This is a genomic window from Vreelandella olivaria, from assembly GCF_023507745.1.
Lineage (GTDB): Bacteria > Pseudomonadota > Gammaproteobacteria > Pseudomonadales > Halomonadaceae > Vreelandella > Vreelandella olivaria_A.
Genome location: NZ_JALPZO010000117.1, coordinates 30,549 through 48,622, shown reverse-complemented (window position 1 = coordinate 48,622; position 18,074 = coordinate 30,549). Strand labels below are relative to the sequence as shown.

Here is an 18,074-nt window from a genome sequence, read left to right as displayed (position 1 = left end):
ATTATAATACCTTTGTTGCAAACATACTTTTTAGCGTTTTAGCATTCATTAGCTTAGGGTGGGCATATTTTATGTCCCTATTGGGAGAATCACTTTTAGCCAAATGTTTGCTAGGTGGGGGGATGTTCACACTTTTCATATTAATTGCCATGAGCATGACCCACCAGACCACGATTATTGTCTACCGTTTTACCGAAAGTGTTGCTGAGGAGTGCTCCTGGAAGCCACAAATGGATGCCGTTAAGCCATTTCTGAAGTGGTCGGCGATTATTTTAATGCCCATTGTCGTGATACTTATGCTGCAGGACCCCGCGTTTGTGATTGCCGGTATCGGGCCGCTGGGCATGGGCCTAATGGCTTGGATGATGGGCACTTCCAAGGGCTATCAGGCAATGCAGCGAGACTACCGTCACCGTGAGTATGAGTGGACAAAAACAGAAGAGATTGTCGCTTGGCACAAGCGAGATTTAATCGGCCTACGCTTCACCTACCTCAATGAGGAAGGTGGTGAGTACTCGACCTATAGCTCTATTTTTTGCCATTCCGACAATTTTGAAGACAACGTTAACTATTTTAGAAACATGTTACCAGCGGTTCCTTATCATGAGCGAGAGCTTAAAGTTTATAGCAATTTCTCATTATAGAAAAACATGGACAGCTGACAATCAAACAAGAACATTTAACCATTATTGAGATTGCCAGAATACTGAGGGTAAGTATTTATATCTAACCGCGAGGAGAGCCAGGGTATCAGTGTACCGACCAGCTTTACACTTACCGTTCCCCTCACCTCTAAAGCACAAGGATAAGAGGTGAGGGGAACCATATGCAGCTAACACACCGGCACTATGTACTCGGCGTTATCTTCATCATCATTCAGGACCCTGTGATGTGGGTAGTCGCTAGAAAATGCCATCTCTAGCAGCCCCCTAAGGTCTTTGCCTGTTTCAAAGTGATATACCAAAGCGAAGCCACGCCTCTCGAAGCCCAGGGTTACTCCATTGCCCCACCCAGCTTGGCGTAATCGGCAGATTGCTCCTACGTTGTTTTAAGGACTTGTTTTAAAAACGGGTTGGTAAAGACACAGGGAGACGTAACGATGGATGCACTTGCGAGAAAGCTGGGCCTCAAGACAGATCCCATCATTTTTTTCACGTCTGCTGGGATCATGGTGCTGTTTTTAGTGGCGCTTCTGGTTATGCCTGGCCCTATAGGAGAGGCCTTCGGCGCGGGGCGGGAATGGATCGTTACTAACCTTGGCTGGTTCTTTATTTTAGGGGTGACCAGTTGGGTGGCATTCCTGCTGTGGGTGGCGCTCAGCCGTTACGGTTCGATTCGCCTGGGTGGCAATGATGCCAAGCCAACCTATAGCAATATCTCCTGGTTCACCATGCTATTCGCGGGTGGTATCGGCACAGTATTGATGTTCTGGGGCGTCGCTGAGCCGATTTCCCACTTTGCCACTCCCCCAAGGCCAGGTGTAGAACCCTTCTCGGTGGCAGCCGCCGACGACGCCATGAGCTTTTCGATCTATCACCTGGGGCTGCATACCTGGGCGATTTTCGCTATGCCGGGGCTGGCCTTTGCGTACTTTATCTATCGTTACAACCTGCCAATGCGTTTCAGCTCGGTCTTCTACCCACTGATAGGCGAGCGCATTTATGGCCCCATTGGCAAAACGCTCGATATCTTTGCCATTCTCGGCACCCTCTTTGGTGTGGCGGTTTCTATCGGCTTGGGCACCCAGCAAATCAACGCGGGGTTAACAGAGCTGTTTGGTGTGCCAGACGCCGTGTTTACCAAGGTGTTAATCATCGCTGTGCTGACAGCCGTTGCCGTAGGGTCGATTGTGGCAGGGCTGGACTCAGGCATAAAGCGGCTCTCTAATATCAATATCGGTATGGCGGTTGGCCTGCTGGTATTTGTGCTGTTTACCGGATCGACCATTTTCCTTTTGCGTGCCGTTGTCGAGACCTTTGGCCTCTACATCACAAACCTGCTGCCCATGGCTTTCTGGAATGACACGCTGGCGAGCTATACCAGCAATGACGGCAGCGGGTGGGGATGGCAGGGCAGTTGGACGGTGTTCTATTGGGCCTGGACAGTGACCTGGTCACCTTTTATTGGGATCTTCGTAGCGCGAATTTCACGTGGGCGGACCATCCGCGAGTTTGTCCTTGGTGTACTGTTCGCTCCATCCATTTTTACGCTGGTCTGGTTTGCTATCTTTGGCTGGTCTGCGATGGAAATTGATGGCATTGGGTCCAGTGCCCGCGAGGCCATGGGAGATCAGGCGGGCGTGTTATCCGCTGCCGTCGCCGAAAGTATTCCTCTCGCCATGTTCGCATTTTTCGAGAACTTCCCGGCTTCTACCTTAATCCAGGGGCTGGCGGTCGTGATCGTCGCCATCTTCTTTGCCACCTCATCAGACTCCGCCTCCCTGGTCGTCGATATGCTGTGTACCGGCAGCGGAGACCCCGGCCCATGGCACCAACGCGTATTCTGGGGTGTATCTGAAGGCATGCTGGCCGCCATGCTTATCGTGCTTGCTGGTGATGCAGGGCTTAGCGCATTACAGGAGGTGATTACCGTTGTTGGCCTACCGATGTTTATTCTGGTGTTTGCCATGATGTTCTCATTGTTCCGCGGTCTGGCTCAGGAGGACCTCAGCGAGGTAAGGGTAGGTGCCCCACCCAGCACGAAGGAACTGCGCCCGGAAGACTAGGGGACATAACATGGGTCAGGACGTGGCCAAGGGGCGGGGCCTGATTGCCGTGTGCCTGGTAACCGCGGCCCGCGGCACCCGTTCCTGGTATTAGCCATAGCCTTGCTTATGCGGCCTGGCAGATACCTCGGTGCTACGCTTGCAGGCAGCTTCGTTCAGTTTCTCACCCTGTCTCAATGCCAATCAGAACAGTTACACGCCAACGGGACTCAAAGCGGTCTTCAGCCGCCAGTGAACCCGTGGCCCATAGGGTTATCGGGTTGTGTTGTTCTGAGGACAACGCAGCGTTAGAAATTCGCTGCTTTACCGTTTATATGCCCAACGCTTAACGTCTGATTCAATACCTTATCGGACAAAAAGACATGGCATTGGAACCATCTCCCCTGAGCTTCGGGTCAGGCCACAATGAAATACAGTCACTGAGATCATTTCTTGCCCAACTCCCTGAGCATGAACTGCTGAGGGTCGATGACACTGTCGAAGCCGACTATACGGCTACGGCTCTGGTAATGGAGCTTGAAAACAGACAGCGCAGTCCAGTGGTCTTTCTGGAAACACCGATGCCCTCGGGAATACCCATTGTCACCAATCTTTTTGGCTGTCGCGAGCGAATTGCCGCTATGGTGGGAACTCATGCGAGCGGATTCAACGAAGCCTGGTCTCACGCACTCGCCAACCCGATCCCACCCGAGATCACGCCAACCGGCTCAGTCCATGACAACTCCATTGAAGGACCCTCAATGGATGCCGGCATGTTTCCCATCTGCCGTCATTTTGAGGGAGACGCGGGCCGGTATATCAGTTCCGGAATACTGGTCTGCAAGGACCCGGATACAGGGGTGCGCAACCTGAGCTATCAACGTCTTCAGTTGAAGGGGAAAGATCGCTTTGGGGCCAGCCTGCATTCAAGGGGACATATCTGGGAACATCTGAAGCGGTGCGAGGAACTGGGTAAGAATCTGGAAGTGGCGGTCGTCATCGGAGTGCACCCGGTAATTAACCTGGCAGCGGCCGCAAAAGTCGCCAAGGAGGTGGATGAGTACGATATCGCCGGAGCTTTATTGGGAGAGCCCCTGCAACTGGTGCCGTGCCGTACCATTGATGTCGAGGTACCGGCCGGGGCTGAAATTGTTCTGGAAGGTGAGCTGCTTGCCAATGAGAACGAAGATGAAGGACCCTTTGGCGAGTACACCGGTTACTCCACACACCGCTCAACAAGAAATATCTTCGTCCTCAAGTCGATCAGTTGGCGCAACAATACGATCTATCACGACATTATTCCCGGCTATTCCTCAGAGCATCTGCTGCTGGGCCGCAGTCCCCGGGAAGCCTTTGTCTACATGCGACTCAAGGAAATGGTTCCCAACCTCACGGCCCTGAATTATCCGCGCTCGGGTACTCACTTTCATTGCTATATCGCCCTGAAAAAGTCGGCGGAAGGACAGGCTAATCAGGCCCTGACGCTGCTGATGGGGCTGGATTCCTACATAAAACTCGCCATCGCGGTAGACGCAGATGTCGATGTGTTCAACGAACAGGAAGTGCTCTGGGCAATGGCCACTCGCTTCCAGGCTGATACCGACCTGTTCGTGGTGCCGAACTCATTCTGTAACCGGCTGGACCCGTCAGCGCGGGATGGCACCTCCGCGAAGCTGGCACTTGATGCCACCGCTCCGCTGGGCTGGGACGTCGAACGCGCGGTGGTTCCACCAACGGCCATCGAGCACGTACAAAAAATACTGGATACGAAAATCACCCAAACCTGAGGGCTGTGCCCTGTTTAGTTCAACCCGCTTTTCCTTGCCGAGGAAATTTGCCATGAAAACACTCACCGTCTTCCAGGGCAGTATCGCCGCACTGGCTTTCGCCCTCTCAGTGCCTTTTTTCTCGATCACCCATGCGGCCGATTCCACATCGGCTTCAATCAGACTGGATTGGCGACCTGGTGCCCAGCACTCGCCATTTTTCCTTGCCCGGGAGCGTGGCTATTACCGCGACGAGGGCCTGGAGCTGGAAATTATCTCTGGCTCGGGGTCCTCTGACACTATTCAGCAGGTTGGCTCTGGAAGGGTCGAGCTAGGTGTGGCGGACGCATTCGTGCTCTCTCAGGGCGCCGAGCAGAGAGTACCGGTAACGTCAATCGCTGCCTACTACCAACGTTCTCCCGTGGTGGTGATGAGCCCCCAAAATGCTCCGGTAACCTCACCGGAGCAGTTGCCCGGAGTCAAACTCGGACACAACCGCGGCAGTGCCACCAGCCAGGGCCTGACGGCATTGGTGGCAGCCAACGACATGGCACTGACGGATTTGAACCTGATCCCGGTGGGCTTCGGTGTGCAACCCCTGCTCGCCGGCCAGGTGGAAGCCATGATGGGGTTTGCCATGGGCCAACCCGTTGAAGCGGAGGAGGCTGGCATGCCAATTCAAACCATGCCGATTTCCGAGCATGGTGTGGACAATTACGGCCTAATGCTGGTTGCGAACTCCAACTTTCTGGAAGACCACCCGGAGTTGGTGCAGGGCTTTGTCTCCGCCACCCTGCGCGGAATAAACGATGCGGTGACGGACCCCGAGGCAGCGGTTGCTGCGCTGATGGCAGCGGTGGATGAGCGTGACGCCGCCCGCGAGTTGAAAGTGCTGGCGGCAACCATTCCCTACTGGCTGGGAGAAAACGGCGATGTATCTGTGATCGGCCACCAGGAACTGACTCGATGGGAGCAGACCATCGCGATTGCCAAAGAGCTGGGGCTGGTTGAAGCAGCTCCCGACGCAGCCGGTATATTCACCACACAGTTCGTCCAGGACTGAGCAGGGGGTAAACACGTGACTATGACAGAGAATGCACCCAGCCCTCAATCAGGCGGCGCCACCAAAGCGGCGGCGGCTGAGAGCCAACCAGACCCCACACCGGCCAATGCCCATATCCGGATGAACGGTGTCAGCCTGACCTTCAAGACCGCTCGCCGCGACGTGCAGGCGCTTCAACATGTTGACCTGGACATCGCCGAAGGTGAGTTCATCGCGCTGCTTGGGCCAACCGGTTGCGGGAAAAGCTCATTGCTTCGCCTTGTTTGCGATCTACTGCAGCCGACCGAGGGCCAGATTACCGTCCGCGGCCGACCACCGACCGAAGCCCGGCGAGCCAATGACTTCGGCTTTGTGTTCCAGGAGCCGGCACTGCTTGCCAACCGCACGGCGCTGGAGAACGTCCGGTTGCCACTGGAAGTCGTTGGTTACCCAGCCGAACAAAGATCAGGACGCTGCGAAACCCTGCTTGAATCGGTCGGCCTGCTCGGGTTCAAAGACGCCTACCCCCACGAGTTGTCCGGCGGCATGCGCCAGCGCGTGGCAATCGTTCGGGCACTGGCGTGGAATCCGCCCATTGTGCTGATGGACGAACCATTCAGCGCACTCGATGAGATTACCAAGGAACAACTGCAGGACGACCTGCTTGAGCTCTGGAACCGGGAAAAGAAGACCATTCTTTTCGTGACACACAACATCACGGAAGCGGTCTATCTTGCCGACAGGGTTGTCATCATGTCGAGCCACCCGGGCCGGGTAAGGTCCATCATCCCCGTAGAGCTACCCCGCCCCCGGGGTAACACTGTCCGGGAAACCAGTGCCTTCTTGAGCCTGGTGCGTAAAGCACGTAAGGAGCTGACCCAATGAGAGCCTCTTTCAGCTTCAGGCGCCACTGGAACACGGTCATGCCTGCCTTCATTATTCTGGTCTGCCTGCTTTTAACCTGGCAGGGAGCCGTATGGCTAATGGACATGCCACCGTGGCTGTTACCCGCCCCCACCGACGTCATCCACAGATTCCTGGCTACCTCTACCCTGGGCTACCATACTGGCATCACCGTGATGGAAGCGGCTACCGGATTTCTGATCTCAGTAGTGCTCGCGATCTCGCTGGCAGCGATGATTGTGCATTCCCGGTTTCTTGAACGGGGCCTGCTGCCTTACATCGTCCTTTCAAATGCCATTCCGATTGTCGCCATCATCCCGCTGTTAACCATCTGGTTCGGATTTGGTATGACCCCGAGGGTGATGATCTGCACGATCGTAACCTTCTTCCCCATCGTCACCAATACGACACAAGGCCTGAAATCCGCCGACAAACGGGTGCTTGAGTTTATGCACTCGATAAACGCAACCCGGCTCGAGATATTGCTCAAGGTGCAGTTGCCCAGTGCGCTGCCCTCCATTTTTGCCGGCTTCAAAATAGCGGCATCCCTAAGCCTGGTAGGCGCCGTCGTTGCAGAGTTCTACAGTTCTGACCGGGGCCTGGGCTACCTCATCATTACAGCAGCTACCGAACTTCGGACCGATCTGCTTTTTGTCGCGGTAACCGTGCTGGCGGCCCTTGGCGTAATTTCGTTTACATTCTTCAGCTGGCTGGAGCGCAAGTCTTTCCGAGGTGAAGGAAGGGCTGACCAATGAGCCACTCCACCCAAATCCGCAACATTCTCATTGTTCCGAAAGCAGCGCGGCAAAGCAAACAATCGTCTGGACATGTTCGATGTCATGCAGTTCACGTCCCTGTTGCCCAAGGACATCGCCCGGGAGCCGAGCCTGTTACCGGCACCCCGTGAAATCTCCCGAACCAGCTAGCGAACCTCATTGACCTCCTGAAGAACACGGGCGATATGATTCGCCAAACTGGGAAATGGCATGCCCCGACGTACCAGCAAAGATAAACGCTGAACCGTCAGGGTAGGCTCGCGGACTTTCACGAAAGCCAGTTCGCCTCTGGCAATCTCGTCCGCGAGCCCCAGTCGGGTTTTGATGGCAACGCCTGAACTACACATGGTGAGCAGGCTCATGGCGCTGATCGAGTTGGTAATCAGCTGTACGTTCAGAGGCCAATGCTTTTCCAACTCGGCGATTGCGCTGTGCAACATCAGGGACGCATCCGGCAGAAAAATGGGATAACCAACCAGATCTGGAACCCGCAGCGTACCCGAAGCCGCCAGTGGGTGATCTGCCGCCATCACTGCACCAAGGTGCAGATTGGCCACCTCATAAACATAACGTTCGGTTTCTCGCGGCGTATCGAAGGCAAGCGCCAGGTCGGCTTCGCCCCGCTCCAACAGCTGTACCACCTCCGCCGATCCGGCCACCGTTAGCGATACCTTTACGCGGGGATTTTCCTGCCAGAAACCCCGCATCACGTCAGCCAGTATTCCTCGAGCAGCGGTTTCTACCAAAGCCACCCTGAACTTGGTGACCGAGACCCCGGCCATTTCCCGAATCGCCCGCTGAGCGTACTCCAGCTCGCGAATGCTCTGCTTCACATGGAACAGCAAAAGCTCTCCGGCACTGGTCAATATCAAACCTCGTGGACACCGCTCGAATAAAGGAATACCCAACCGATCTTCGAGCCCGGCAATCTGACGGCTTACCGAAGATGCAGAGATATTGAGGGCCTGGGCAGCATGTCGAACGGACTGATACTCAGCAGCTGCCTCAAAGTATCGCAGGGCGGTTGAGTCGATCTGGGAACTTCTCGGAATCATGGGAACCTACTTGGTGAATGGCGGCGGCAAAAAATGAAGGCTCTATAGAAGGCCTGAACGTTGACCAAACCGACTTCCCATGCATAAAACGCGCCTGCTGGCTGTAAGCGAGCCTGGCACACGATGACACAGATTTGACACGCATAAAAAATAAGGGCCTACGCGTTAACGTAAGCCCTTGATATTATGGCGCGCCCGGCAGGAATTGAACCTGCGACCTTCGGCTTCGGAGGCCGACACTCTATCCAACTGAGCTACGGGCGCTTTGGGTGCGTATCGTACCCGTGTAGGCGCGCTGTGTCCAGCCGCGAAGCGGTTTTACGCTGAGCGGCGATTGACCCTTTTCCCCAGTGTGGTGCATGCTTTGCGGGCACTTCTGCATCTTTGCACTTTGGGAACACACCATAATGAAAAAACTAACACAACACACGCTGGCACTCTCGGTTTCACTGGCGCTGGTTAGCGCCGCCCACGCTTCTGAGTTTGCTGATATAGACCCGGTTACCCTGCGTCTGGCCCACGTGGTTAACGAGCAGGATGGCTTCCATATCGCCGCTATCAAGTTTGAAGAACTGGTGGAAGAGCGTACCGATGGCAAGGTGAGTATCGAGATCTTCCCCAACGCCTCGCTGGGCGACGAACGCACGCTGCTGGAAGGGATGCAGATCGGCACCGTGGATATGGGCGTGATTACCAACGGTCCAGTCGCCAACTTTGTCGAAGAGATGGCGGTGTTTGAACTGCCTTTCCTGTTCCCTTCTCCTGAATCGGCTTACGAAGTATTGGATGGCCCCATTGGTCAGGAATTGCTGGATAAGCTCTCTGATGTAAACCTGAAGGGGCTGGCTTACGCCGAACGCGGCTTCCGCAATCTGACCAATAGCGAACGCGCAGTGAACACGCCGGAAGATCTGGATGGCCTGCGTATCCGTGTTATGGAAAACCCGGTGTATACCGATACCTTCCGCGAGTTGGGTGCCAACGCCATCCCCATGGCCTGGACCGAAGCGCTCACCGCTATGCAGCAGGGCACCATTGATGGGCAGGAAAACCCGGTCAACGTGATTCACTCGTTCAAACTGGATGAAACCCAGGACTACATGACCCTTTCCCGCCATACCTACGCCCCTGCCATTTTCGTAATGGGTATGCCAGCGTGGAACCAGTTGCCGGAAGCGGTACAGGATGTTGTGCGCCAGGCCGCCCAGGAAGCCGCAGAACATGAGCGCCAGGTGAATGCGGAAATGGAAGCCGAACAGTTAACCTCCCTGCGCGAAGCTGGTATGGAGATTAACGAAACACCGGATATGGAAGCCTTCCAGGCAGCCGTGGCCCCGGTATATGAGAAGTATGGTCAGCAGTTTGGCGATTACCTGCCGCGTATTCAGGAGGCGCTGCAACAGTGATGGCGTTTGCACAGCCTCTTTTGACGCTGCTGCAACGCATTGAGCGCGGGCTGGATGCCATCATCCAGCCTGTGGTATTTGCGGGCATGGCAGCTTTAATTGGTGTGATTACACTGCAGATTGTGTCGCGTGTGCTGTTCAGTGCCGTTGGCTGGACAGAAGAAGTCGCTCGTTTTCTGTTGGTGTGGATCACCTTTTTAGCCGGTACGCTGGCGTTTCAGCGGGGGCGGCATATTGCCGTAACGTTTGCCGTTGATGCGCTTCCCCTTCGCCTGCGTTCCCTGGCACGCTTTGCGGCCCTGGCCGTGGTGCTGGCCTTTATGATCACACTCATTGTGATTGGCTACCGCTATATGCAGGTGCAGAGCTTCCAGAAATCCGCTGCGCTGCGGCTTTCCATGACCTACGTTTACGCGGTCATCCCTCTCTCGGCAACCATCATGGCGTGGTATGCCCTGGTGGATATGCTTGAAGTGCTGGTAAACGGCGAACCCTCTAGTGTACAGGAGGGCCCGGCATGACCTTAGTGCTGTTCGGCCTGTTCTTCCTGTTTATGCTGCTGGGCGTGCCGATTGCCTTTGCGATTGGCGCCAGCACGCTATATGCCTTGCACCAATCTGGTGTGCCTCTGATGGTGGTCACCCAGCAGATGTTTCAGGGCATCAACTCCTTTGCCCTGGTCGCTATTCCGATGTTTATTCTGGCCGGGGATTTGATGGCCCAGGGCAAGGTAAGCGAGCGGTTGGTAGGCTTTGCCGATTCGCTGGTGGGCTTTATGCGTGGCGGGCTTTCCGTAGTATCAGTGATGGCGGGCATGTTCTTTGCGGCTATCTCTGGTTCTGGTGCGGCCACCACAGCGGCGGTGGGCTCCAGTCTGGTACCGGAACTGAAGCGTAAAGGCTATGATCCCGCCTCGGCGGCCAGCCTGATTGCCGCCAGTGGCACCATCGGGGTGGTTATTCCACCCTCGGTGCCGATGATTATCTACGCAGTGATTGCCCAGCAGTCGGTATCGAAACTGTTTTTGAGTGGGTTTTTACCGGGGCTGGCAATGGGACTGGGGTTAATGGCCATTGCCATCACCCAGGCCTACAAGCGTCAGTATCCGAAAGGCACACCGCTTTCCTTGGCCACCATCTGGCGTACGCTAAAATCGGCCAGTTGGGGGCTGATGACGCCAGTGATTATTCTGGGCGGCATTTTCTCAGGGGTCTTCACGCCATCAGAGGCGGCAGTGGTGGCGGTGAACTATGCGATGCTGGTGTCGCTGTTTGTGTATCGGGATTTAACCCTTCCTCAGGTATATAAGCTGCTGATTCGCTCTGCCATGACCACTGCGGTGATCATGCTGGTGATTTCCATGTCGGCGGTATTGAGCTGGACACTTTCCAGTTGGCAGGTACCCGGTGCGATTGCCCAGTCGGTGCTCTCGCTCTCCACCAACCCTTACACGATTATGCTATTGGTAGTGGCGGTGATTCTGCTGACGGGGGTATTTATCGAAACGGCCAGTGCACTGATCATCCTTACCCCGGTACTGCTGCCATTGGTGCTACAGTTAGGTATCGACCCGATCCATTTTGGTCTGATCATTGTGGTGGGGCTTTCCATTGGCATGATCACCCCGCCGGTGGCGATCAACCTCTATGTGGCCTCCTCCATCACACAACTGCCGCTGGAACGCATCACCCGAGCCATAGTGCCCTATATGCTGGGCCTGATTGGCGTGCTGCTACTGGTGGTTTACCTACCCATGCTGCTGGGCTGGTCGGGGGGCTGATATCGTTACCAGGAGAGTCACTATGTATAACCCACACCAGCAACCGCTTCCGCCCCAAAGCGAAACCCTTGCCCATGGGCTGAAGCAACAGCCGGTGGCGGTCCATCAGGAGCATAACGGTTGGTATAGTGAACTCTTTAGTGACGATGTTGCGGCTGAGGTGCCGGTCGCTCTGGTCTACAACGGCATCTCCCACGTGGTGATGATGGCCACCCCTGCAAACCTGGCTGAACTCGCCCTGGGCTTCAGCCTCTCCGAGGGTATTCTGGCACACCCCCATGAGTGTTATGACTGGGAGGTGGTGCAAACGCCGGAAGGTTTGGCGGTGCATTTATCCATCAGCAGCCAGCGCATGGCAGCCCTTAAAACGCAGCGGCGTAACCACACCGGGCGTACCGGCTGCGGTTTATGTGGCACCGAAGCACTGGAGCAGGCAGTACGGCCTATACCCCACGTTATCGCGCCACAGATAGCCGGTGCGGCCATTCAGCGGGCATTAGCACAGCTGCCTGAGCATCAGCCCCTGCAGGCAGCCACAGGGGCAACCCACTGTGCAGCGTGGTGCGATGCACATGGGGAAATCATCATGGTGCGTGAGGATGTGGGGCGCCACAATGCACTGGACAAGCTGATTGGCACGTTGGCGCATAACAAAATGGGAACCACCGAGGGTTTCGTGCTGATATCCAGTCGCGCCAGCTATGAAATGGTTCACAAATGCGCCAGCGCTGGCATCGGTGCTTTAGTGGCAGTATCAGCGGCAACCGCCTTGGCTATCCAGCAGGCCCGCGATGCCGGTTTACTCCTGGTGGGATTCGCTCGGCCGGGGCGTTATGTGGTCTACCATGGTGCTATCCAGGCTAAAAAAGAGCGCTTTACCGATCTTCATCCAAATTAATTTGCCCTTAGCGCCATTATTTAACGCAAGGTTTGGACTTTCATAACATAGGTTAAGGCTATCAAAGACCTATAGGTTCAATGTAGGGGTGTGGTGGCCAGGGATGGCCCGTTTTGGGCAAGACGCCAACCACGCCTCTGCTGCTGCCCTGACCTTATACCGCCTGGTCAGGGCAGCTTTTTAATATCGGTAGCTTTTCTGGCTACGCGGTGGCTGCTTCCGGGCGGCGCTCTTCCAGCATGCCTTTATCAAGAATAAAGCGGATGATCTCTTCAAGCCCTACGCCATCGTAGAGGTTGGTAAATACGAAAGGCCGCTCACCGCGCATTTTCTTCGAGTCACGCTCCATCACTTCCAGTGAAGCATGTACCTGCTCGGCAATATCAATCTTATTAATAATCAACAGATCTGATTTGGTAATGCCCGGCCCCCCCTTACGAGGGATCTTATCCCCTGCGGAAACATCAATAACGTAGAGGGTAAGGTCCGAAAGCTCAGGACTAAAAGTCGCTGACAGGTTATCACCGCCTGATTCCACCAATACCAGCTCCAGCTTGGGGTGGCGCGCCTGTAGCTCGTCGATGGCCGCCAGATTCATGGAGGCGTCTTCACGAATCGCGGTGTGGGGGCACCCTCCGGTCTCCACGCCCAGGATGCGGTCGGCGGGCAGCGCATCGTGTTTAAGCAGAAAATCGGCATCTTCCCGTGTATAGATATCATTGGTGACCACGGCAATATCGTAATAGTCGCGTAGCGCCAAACAGAGCTGCTTAAGCAGCGCTGTCTTGCCGGAGCCTACCGGGCCACCTACGCCGACACGTAAACAGTGAGTCATGTCTTTCTCCTTAGTGATCTTTTAACTTCTAAACAGCCGTGAATACTGTGTTTCATGTAGCGCGCTGGCCAATGCCACGCCGGGCAATACGGGCCCCAGTTCGTCGTCTTCAAGCGCCAGCGCACCATCAACCGCAGCCACCAGTTCGGGACGTAATTGTTCAATCACCCGCTGCGCTGCCGTATGGCCCAGCGGCAGTGCCTTACACGCAACAGCCAGTTGGTTTTCCAACCAGGCCCAGCCAAACCCCAGCATGGCTTGACGGGCGGTAACACCGCGCATATGGGCTGCATAGGCAAACACCGTGACATAGCAGGCTTGCTGCGGTAGTAAGCCCTCACTTGGCAGCAGCTCAAGGCTGCCCAGCAAGCGCTTTAGAGAGGCGCCCAGGCGGCTATCCTCAGCGGCCAATTCCGCCGTTTCCCGGGTGGCTGAAAGCCAGTCATCCCAGTAGCCAACGACAACCCTATCCTGTAGGTCAAATGCGGTGGTCAGACGTTCAATCAGCGGTAGCTCGCAGCGGGTCAGGCCATCTTCAAGCACGCCCGATAGCCACTCGGCCAGTGTCTGTTCATCGCGCACCCAGCCCAGCTCGAAAGCACTTTCCAGCCCCTGTGAAAAAGCAAAGGCGCCGATGGGCAGTGCCGGGCTTACCAGTTGCATCAAACCCAGCAGCGCCAGATCCGGCTGGCTGGCGGTTGGTTCAGTGGGCATGGTGATGCCCATGGCTGTGGTCGTGGTCGTGGTCGTGGTCGTGAGAATGGGAGTGCGAATGCCCATGGCCGCCTACCTGGTTGTAGGCGCCCGGTTCTGGGTCAAACGTTGCCTCATGGTGTTCAAGCTCAGCCCCCAACAACGCCGCCAACTCTTCCAGCACATGGTCGGGTGGGAAACGCACCCAGCCACCGCGTTCGTCTTCCCCCAACGCCAGCTGCACATGGCGGTTGCCTAAGTGGTACGCCAGCCGCGCCAGCGGTAAGCCAGTACTTACTCGCGCGGTAACCACCGGCTCAACCGCCGCACAGACACGTACCACCTCGCCGCTTTCGGCTTTAAGGCCTTCACCACTGCGCAGTACCGGACCACGATCCAAAAACAGCCCCAGCTCACGACCACTGTCACTTTGGGCTTTTAAGCGCCCGCGAATGCGTAGCTCAAATGGCAACGTGAGCGTGTCGCTAGCAGCGCTTTCATCCACTGGCCCTAAACGTTCTATGAGTTTTAGCATTGCTATTGTCCTGTTAAGTATCCTGCCATCTAGCCGGGGTAGCCCGGCAATCCTGACGGTGGAAGTTGTAGCCCACTTGCTCAGAACAAATGATAGCGCTGGGCCAGCGGCAGCTCGGTGGCGGGTTCACAGGTTAGCAACTCGCCATCACAGCGCACTTCGTAGGTTTGTGGGTCTACGGTGAGTTCGGGGCAGGCATCGTTAAGCTTCATATCTTTTTTACGCACGCCTCGCACGTTTTTACACGCCGCCAGCGTGCTCTGCAGCCCGAGCTGCTCTTGAATGCCCGCATCAATCGCCGCCTGGCTAACAAAGTTTAGCCGTGTCTGGCTGGTGGCACGCCCAAAGGCACCAAACATCGGGCGGTAGTGCACCGGCTGGGGGGTGGGAATTGAGGCATTAGGGTCCCCCATGGGGGCGCCCGCAATCATACCGCCTTTTAAAATCAGTGCGGGTTTCACGCCGAAGAAGGCGGGCTTCCATAACACCAGATCCGCCAGCTTACCCACTTCGATAGACCCAACTTCATGGGCAATACCGTGGGTAATCGCCGGGTTAATGGTGTATTTGGCGATATAGCGCTTGGCACGCAGGTTGTCGGCGCCCAGTGCTTCGTCTTCCGGCAGCAGGCCGCGCTGTACCTTCATCTTATGGGCGGTCTGCCAGGTGCGGCACACCACTTCCCCTACCCGCCCCATGGCCTGGGAGTCGGAAGCGATCATGGAGATAACGCCCAGGTCGTGAAGAATATCTTCGGCGGCAATGGTTTCGCGGCGGATGCGCGAATCAGCGAAAGCGACGTCTTCGGGAATATTGGGGTCCAGGTGGTGGCACACCATCAACATATCCAGGTGCTCGTCGATGGTATTCACCGTGTAGGGCCGGGTCGGATTGGTGGAGGAGGGCAACACATACTCTTTTGAGCAGGCCGTCAGAATATCCGGCGCGTGGCCGCCCCCCGCTCCTTCGGTGTGATAGGTGTGAATGCCGCGCTCTTTAAAGGCTGCCAGGGTGTCTTCCACAAAGCCGGATTCGTTGAGCGTATCGGTGTGGATGGCGATCTGTACATCATACTTCTCCGCCACACTGAGGCAGTTATCAATTGAGGCAGGCGTTGTTCCCCAATCCTCGTGAAGCTTGAGCCCCATGGCACCCGCTTCCAACTGTGCTTCCAACCCTTCCGGCAGGCTGGCGTTGCCTTTGCCCAGCAGGCCAATGTTCATTGGCAAGTCGTCCACTGCCTGGAGCATTTTGCCAATGTGCCAGGCACCTGGGGTGCAGGTGGTCGCATTTGAGCCGGTAGCAGGGCCTGTGCCGCCGCCCAGCATGGTGGTCACGCCACTCATCAGAGCTTCTTCCACCTGCTGAGGGCAAATAAAGTGGATGTGGGCATCGATACCGCCAGCGGTAAGAATCTTACCTTCACCGGAGATAATTTCAGTGCCAGGGCCGATAACGATATCAACATCGGGCTGTACATCCGGGTTACCGGCTTTACCAATTGCGGCAATACGCCCGTTTTTCAGCCCTACATCAGCTTTGACGATACCCCACCAATCCAGGATCAGCGCGTTGGTAATCACCGTATCCATGACCGTGTCGTCATTGAGCTGGCTTTGGCCCATGCCATCACGGATCACTTTACCGCCACCGAATTTCACCTCATCGCCGTAGTGGGTGGCGTCTTTTTCAACCTCAATCCACAGCTCGGTATCGCCCAGGCGCACCCGGTCACCTACCGTGGGGCCGTACATATCGGCGTAGGCTTGCCGACTGATCTTATTTACCGGTTTCATTCTGCATCCCTCATCCTGTCAGCAGCCATCAGCGCAAGCCCTTAAGTGACCGTCTGCCGCATGGATGCGGCAGTCGAACGTACAAGGACGTATTTACAGCGAGTTACATAGGGCTTGCGGTGTTGGCGTGATTAATGGGCATCATTAGTTAGCGTCCAAAGGCCCCATGACATCGCCACGAAAGCCGTAAATTTCCCGCTTGCCAACAAACGGAATCAGCGTGACTTCGCGGGTTTGACCAGGCTCAAAGCGAATGGCGGTGCCAGCGGCTACGTCCAGCCGGTAGCCGCGGGTTTTGTCACGATCAAACACCAGCGCGGGATTGGCTTCGGCAAAATGGTAGTGGGAGCCAAGCTGAATAGGGCGATCGCCTGTATTGGCAACTTCCACGGTGATACGCTCGCGGCCTGCACACAGCTCGATATCCCCCTCTTTTAACTGATACTCGCCAGGAATCATGGCAGCCTCCTAGTTAATTGGCGTGTGTACGGTCACAAGTTTGGTGCCGTCTGGAAAGGTGGCCTCTACCTGTACCTCATCGACCATCTCCGCCACACCTTCCATCACATCCTCGCGGGTGAGGATTTCCCGGCCATAGCTCATTAAATCAGCCACACTGCGGCCATCCCGCGCGCCTTCCATAATTTCAAAGCTGATCAGCGCCACGGCTTCCGGGTAGTTAAGCTTCAGGCCACGGGCCTTGCGTCGCTCGGCCAACTGGGCGGCAGAAAACAGCAGTAGCTTATCTTTATCTCTTGGGGTTAGTTCCATGGGGCAAGTCTCCAGGAGTGCATCACAGTGATGCCTATTAAGTTAGCCAAATTCGCGGCGTATGGGCATCGCGCTCAACCCAGCGCGGGCGCAGCAGGTGCCAGGCCTGCTCGCAAAGTGCCCAGGCTTCATTACGGGAATTACCAAGATAGCGTAGCAACAGCACACCATAGCGGTGGGTCACCGCCCAGCGCGGATGGGCGGGGAGTGCGCCACGCAACGCCTCTATCGCATCAGTGGCATCGTCAAGGCCAACCGCCCACAGGGTGGCCTGTACCGTGGCACCACCTTGCCCCCAACGGCCGATAAAACGCGGGTGAGTTGGGTCGAGTGGTTGCCGTTCCAGCCACAGCGGCTTGCCATCCAGCGTTAACCGAAAATGCTGCTCTATACGGCCCGAAACATAGGGAAGCTGGCTGGCCGGGCGGCCTAACGCCATGACCTCCCAACCCAGGCAGCGCGCGTTGCCACTCAGTGCAATATGCGTGCGCTGAGTGCCTTTGGAGCCATCGAAGGCGATGGTTTCCTGGGGTAGCCATTCCAGGGTGCCGCCCTCTTCCACGTTAAGCTCGGTATGCTGTGTCCAGGCAACGCCCTGGCTGTCCGCTTTATAGAGTTTATTGGCGGCAGGCGTGGTCAGCAGCGCATGGGCACCACTCTCCACCGCAGCGCTGATCGTCAGTGCATCCCCACTTACCAAACCGCCTGGGGGGTGCAGCACATAAACGTGGCACGCCTCGTGGCTGCCTTCAGGATAAAAGGGGCGCTGTACCCGCAGCGGCCCTTGGTGGCGCGCTTGAATAAGCCGCGTAGTGCCATCCCGTTTAGCAAAGCGCAACGCCAACGACGCCGCCCAATGGCGGTCTTGGTCGAAGCGGTGGCCGGAGCTGGCAGCGTTTTTGGCGATATCGCACAACATCATGAGGAGCTATCGCGTCCTTTAATTAACATTTTCTCTTTAAATGCAAAGAATGCGCCAAAATGGTGAAAGTTGCTTTACTGAGCCCTACCATGCGCCATATCCATACTCATCGCCAATTGTTCAGCGCTATGAGTGGTGGCAACCGCCCACTCAAGGCACCAAAAAGAGACAGACAGCAGCCAGCGAGCACCA

18 protein-coding genes and 1 tRNA gene are annotated in these 18,074 nt (G+C 56.1%); 10 read left to right on the top strand and 9 right to left on the bottom strand.

The annotated features are described in order from the left end of the window. The 6 genes from HP566_RS11925 to HP566_RS11900 form a co-directional block, all read left to right on the top strand. Positions 1-644, top strand: a 644-nt coding sequence (locus HP566_RS11925) for a hypothetical protein (protein ID WP_249977483.1), incomplete at its 5' end; no start/stop codon positions are given. Between the two features lie 455 nt (positions 645-1,099). Continuing rightward, entirely contained in the window at positions 1,100-2,725 is a 1,626-nt protein-coding gene (locus HP566_RS11920; protein ID WP_249977482.1) for a BCCT family transporter, read from the top strand. Between the two features lie 362 nt (positions 2,726-3,087). Further along, on the top strand, positions 3,088-4,491 hold the full coding sequence (locus HP566_RS11915) for a UbiD family decarboxylase (RefSeq protein WP_249977481.1): 1,404 nt from the start codon (positions 3,088-3,090) through the stop codon (positions 4,489-4,491). A gap of 52 nt (positions 4,492-4,543) precedes the next feature. Next, the gene (locus tag HP566_RS11910; RefSeq protein WP_249977480.1) at positions 4,544-5,533 is read left to right on the top strand and encodes an ABC transporter substrate-binding protein; all 990 of its coding nucleotides are present in this window, start codon (positions 4,544-4,546) and stop codon (positions 5,531-5,533) included. 21 nt (positions 5,534-5,554) lie between these two features. Beyond that, a complete protein-coding gene (locus tag HP566_RS11905) occupies positions 5,555-6,397 on the top strand; it encodes an ABC transporter ATP-binding protein (RefSeq protein ID WP_249977479.1) in 843 nt (280 codons plus the stop codon). Beyond that, the gene (locus tag HP566_RS11900) at positions 6,394-7,170 is read left to right on the top strand and encodes an ABC transporter permease (RefSeq protein ID WP_249977478.1); all 777 of its coding nucleotides are present in this window, start codon (positions 6,394-6,396) and stop codon (positions 7,168-7,170) included. Before HP566_RS11905 ends, HP566_RS11900 begins: the two co-directional genes overlap by 4 nt. 167 nt (positions 7,171-7,337) lie before the next feature. Here the strand turns inward: HP566_RS11900 and HP566_RS11895 are convergent, their stop codons facing one another. Beyond that, a complete protein-coding gene (locus HP566_RS11895) occupies positions 7,338-8,246 on the bottom strand; it encodes a LysR family transcriptional regulator (RefSeq protein WP_249977477.1) in 909 nt (302 codons plus the stop codon). Between the two features lie 187 nt (positions 8,247-8,433). Further along, positions 8,434-8,510, bottom strand: a tRNA-Arg gene (locus HP566_RS11890). A gap of 143 nt (positions 8,511-8,653) precedes the next feature. Here HP566_RS11890 and HP566_RS11885 point away from each other — a divergent pair. Genes HP566_RS11885 through fdhD form a run of 4 tightly spaced genes read left to right on the top strand, consistent with a single transcriptional unit; the run spans position 8,654 to position 12,330 of the window. Further along, positions 8,654-9,652, top strand: a complete 999-nt coding sequence (locus tag HP566_RS11885) for a TRAP transporter substrate-binding protein (protein ID WP_249977476.1) — start codon at positions 8,654-8,656, stop codon at positions 9,650-9,652. Beyond that, a complete protein-coding gene (locus HP566_RS11880; protein ID WP_249977475.1) occupies positions 9,652-10,173 on the top strand; it encodes a TRAP transporter small permease in 522 nt (173 codons plus the stop codon). The genes HP566_RS11885 and HP566_RS11880 overlap by 1 nt, the downstream gene beginning before the upstream one ends. Next, a complete protein-coding gene (locus tag HP566_RS11875; RefSeq protein WP_249977474.1) occupies positions 10,170-11,432 on the top strand; it encodes a TRAP transporter large permease in 1,263 nt (420 codons plus the stop codon). Before HP566_RS11880 ends, HP566_RS11875 begins: the two co-directional genes overlap by 4 nt. A gap of 22 nt (positions 11,433-11,454) precedes the next feature. Further along, positions 11,455-12,330, top strand: coding sequence for a formate dehydrogenase accessory sulfurtransferase FdhD (fdhD, locus tag HP566_RS11870; RefSeq protein ID WP_249977473.1), 876 nt, complete (start codon positions 11,455-11,457; stop codon positions 12,328-12,330). 202 nt (positions 12,331-12,532) lie between these two features. Here fdhD and ureG read toward each other — a convergent pair whose 3' ends face one another. The 7 genes from ureG to HP566_RS11835 all read right to left on the bottom strand — a co-directional run bounded on the left by ureG (position 12,533) and on the right by HP566_RS11835 (position 17,882). Then, the gene (gene ureG / locus HP566_RS11865; RefSeq protein ID WP_249977472.1) at positions 12,533-13,165 is read right to left on the bottom strand and encodes an urease accessory protein UreG; all 633 of its coding nucleotides are present in this window, start codon (positions 13,163-13,165) and stop codon (positions 12,533-12,535) included. Positions 13,166-13,186: 21 nt separating this feature from the next. Continuing rightward, the gene (locus HP566_RS11860) at positions 13,187-13,879 is read right to left on the bottom strand and encodes an urease accessory protein UreF (RefSeq protein WP_249977485.1); all 693 of its coding nucleotides are present in this window, start codon (positions 13,877-13,879) and stop codon (positions 13,187-13,189) included. Beyond that, positions 13,869-14,393, bottom strand: coding sequence for an urease accessory protein UreE (gene ureE, locus HP566_RS11855; RefSeq protein WP_249977471.1), 525 nt, complete (start codon positions 14,391-14,393; stop codon positions 13,869-13,871). Before ureE ends, HP566_RS11860 begins: the two co-directional genes overlap by 11 nt. Positions 14,394-14,473: 80 nt before the next feature. Continuing rightward, positions 14,474-16,189 (bottom strand): urease subunit alpha, encoded by a 1,716-nt coding sequence (ureC, locus tag HP566_RS11850; RefSeq protein WP_249977470.1) that lies wholly within the window; start codon positions 16,187-16,189, stop codon positions 14,474-14,476. Between the two features lie 144 nt (positions 16,190-16,333). Next, positions 16,334-16,648 carry an urease subunit beta gene (locus tag HP566_RS11845; protein ID WP_249977469.1) on the bottom strand — a complete coding sequence of 105 codons (315 nt, stop codon included), beginning with the start codon at positions 16,646-16,648 and terminating at the stop codon, positions 16,334-16,336. A 9-nt stretch (positions 16,649-16,657) separates the two neighbouring features. Then, positions 16,658-16,960 (bottom strand): urease subunit gamma, encoded by a 303-nt coding sequence (locus tag HP566_RS11840; protein WP_126952249.1) that lies wholly within the window; start codon positions 16,958-16,960, stop codon positions 16,658-16,660. A 37-nt stretch (positions 16,961-16,997) separates the two neighbouring features. Next, positions 16,998-17,882, bottom strand: coding sequence for an urease accessory protein UreD (locus HP566_RS11835; protein ID WP_249977468.1), 885 nt, complete (start codon positions 17,880-17,882; stop codon positions 16,998-17,000). Positions 17,883-18,074: the final 192 nt, after the last annotated feature.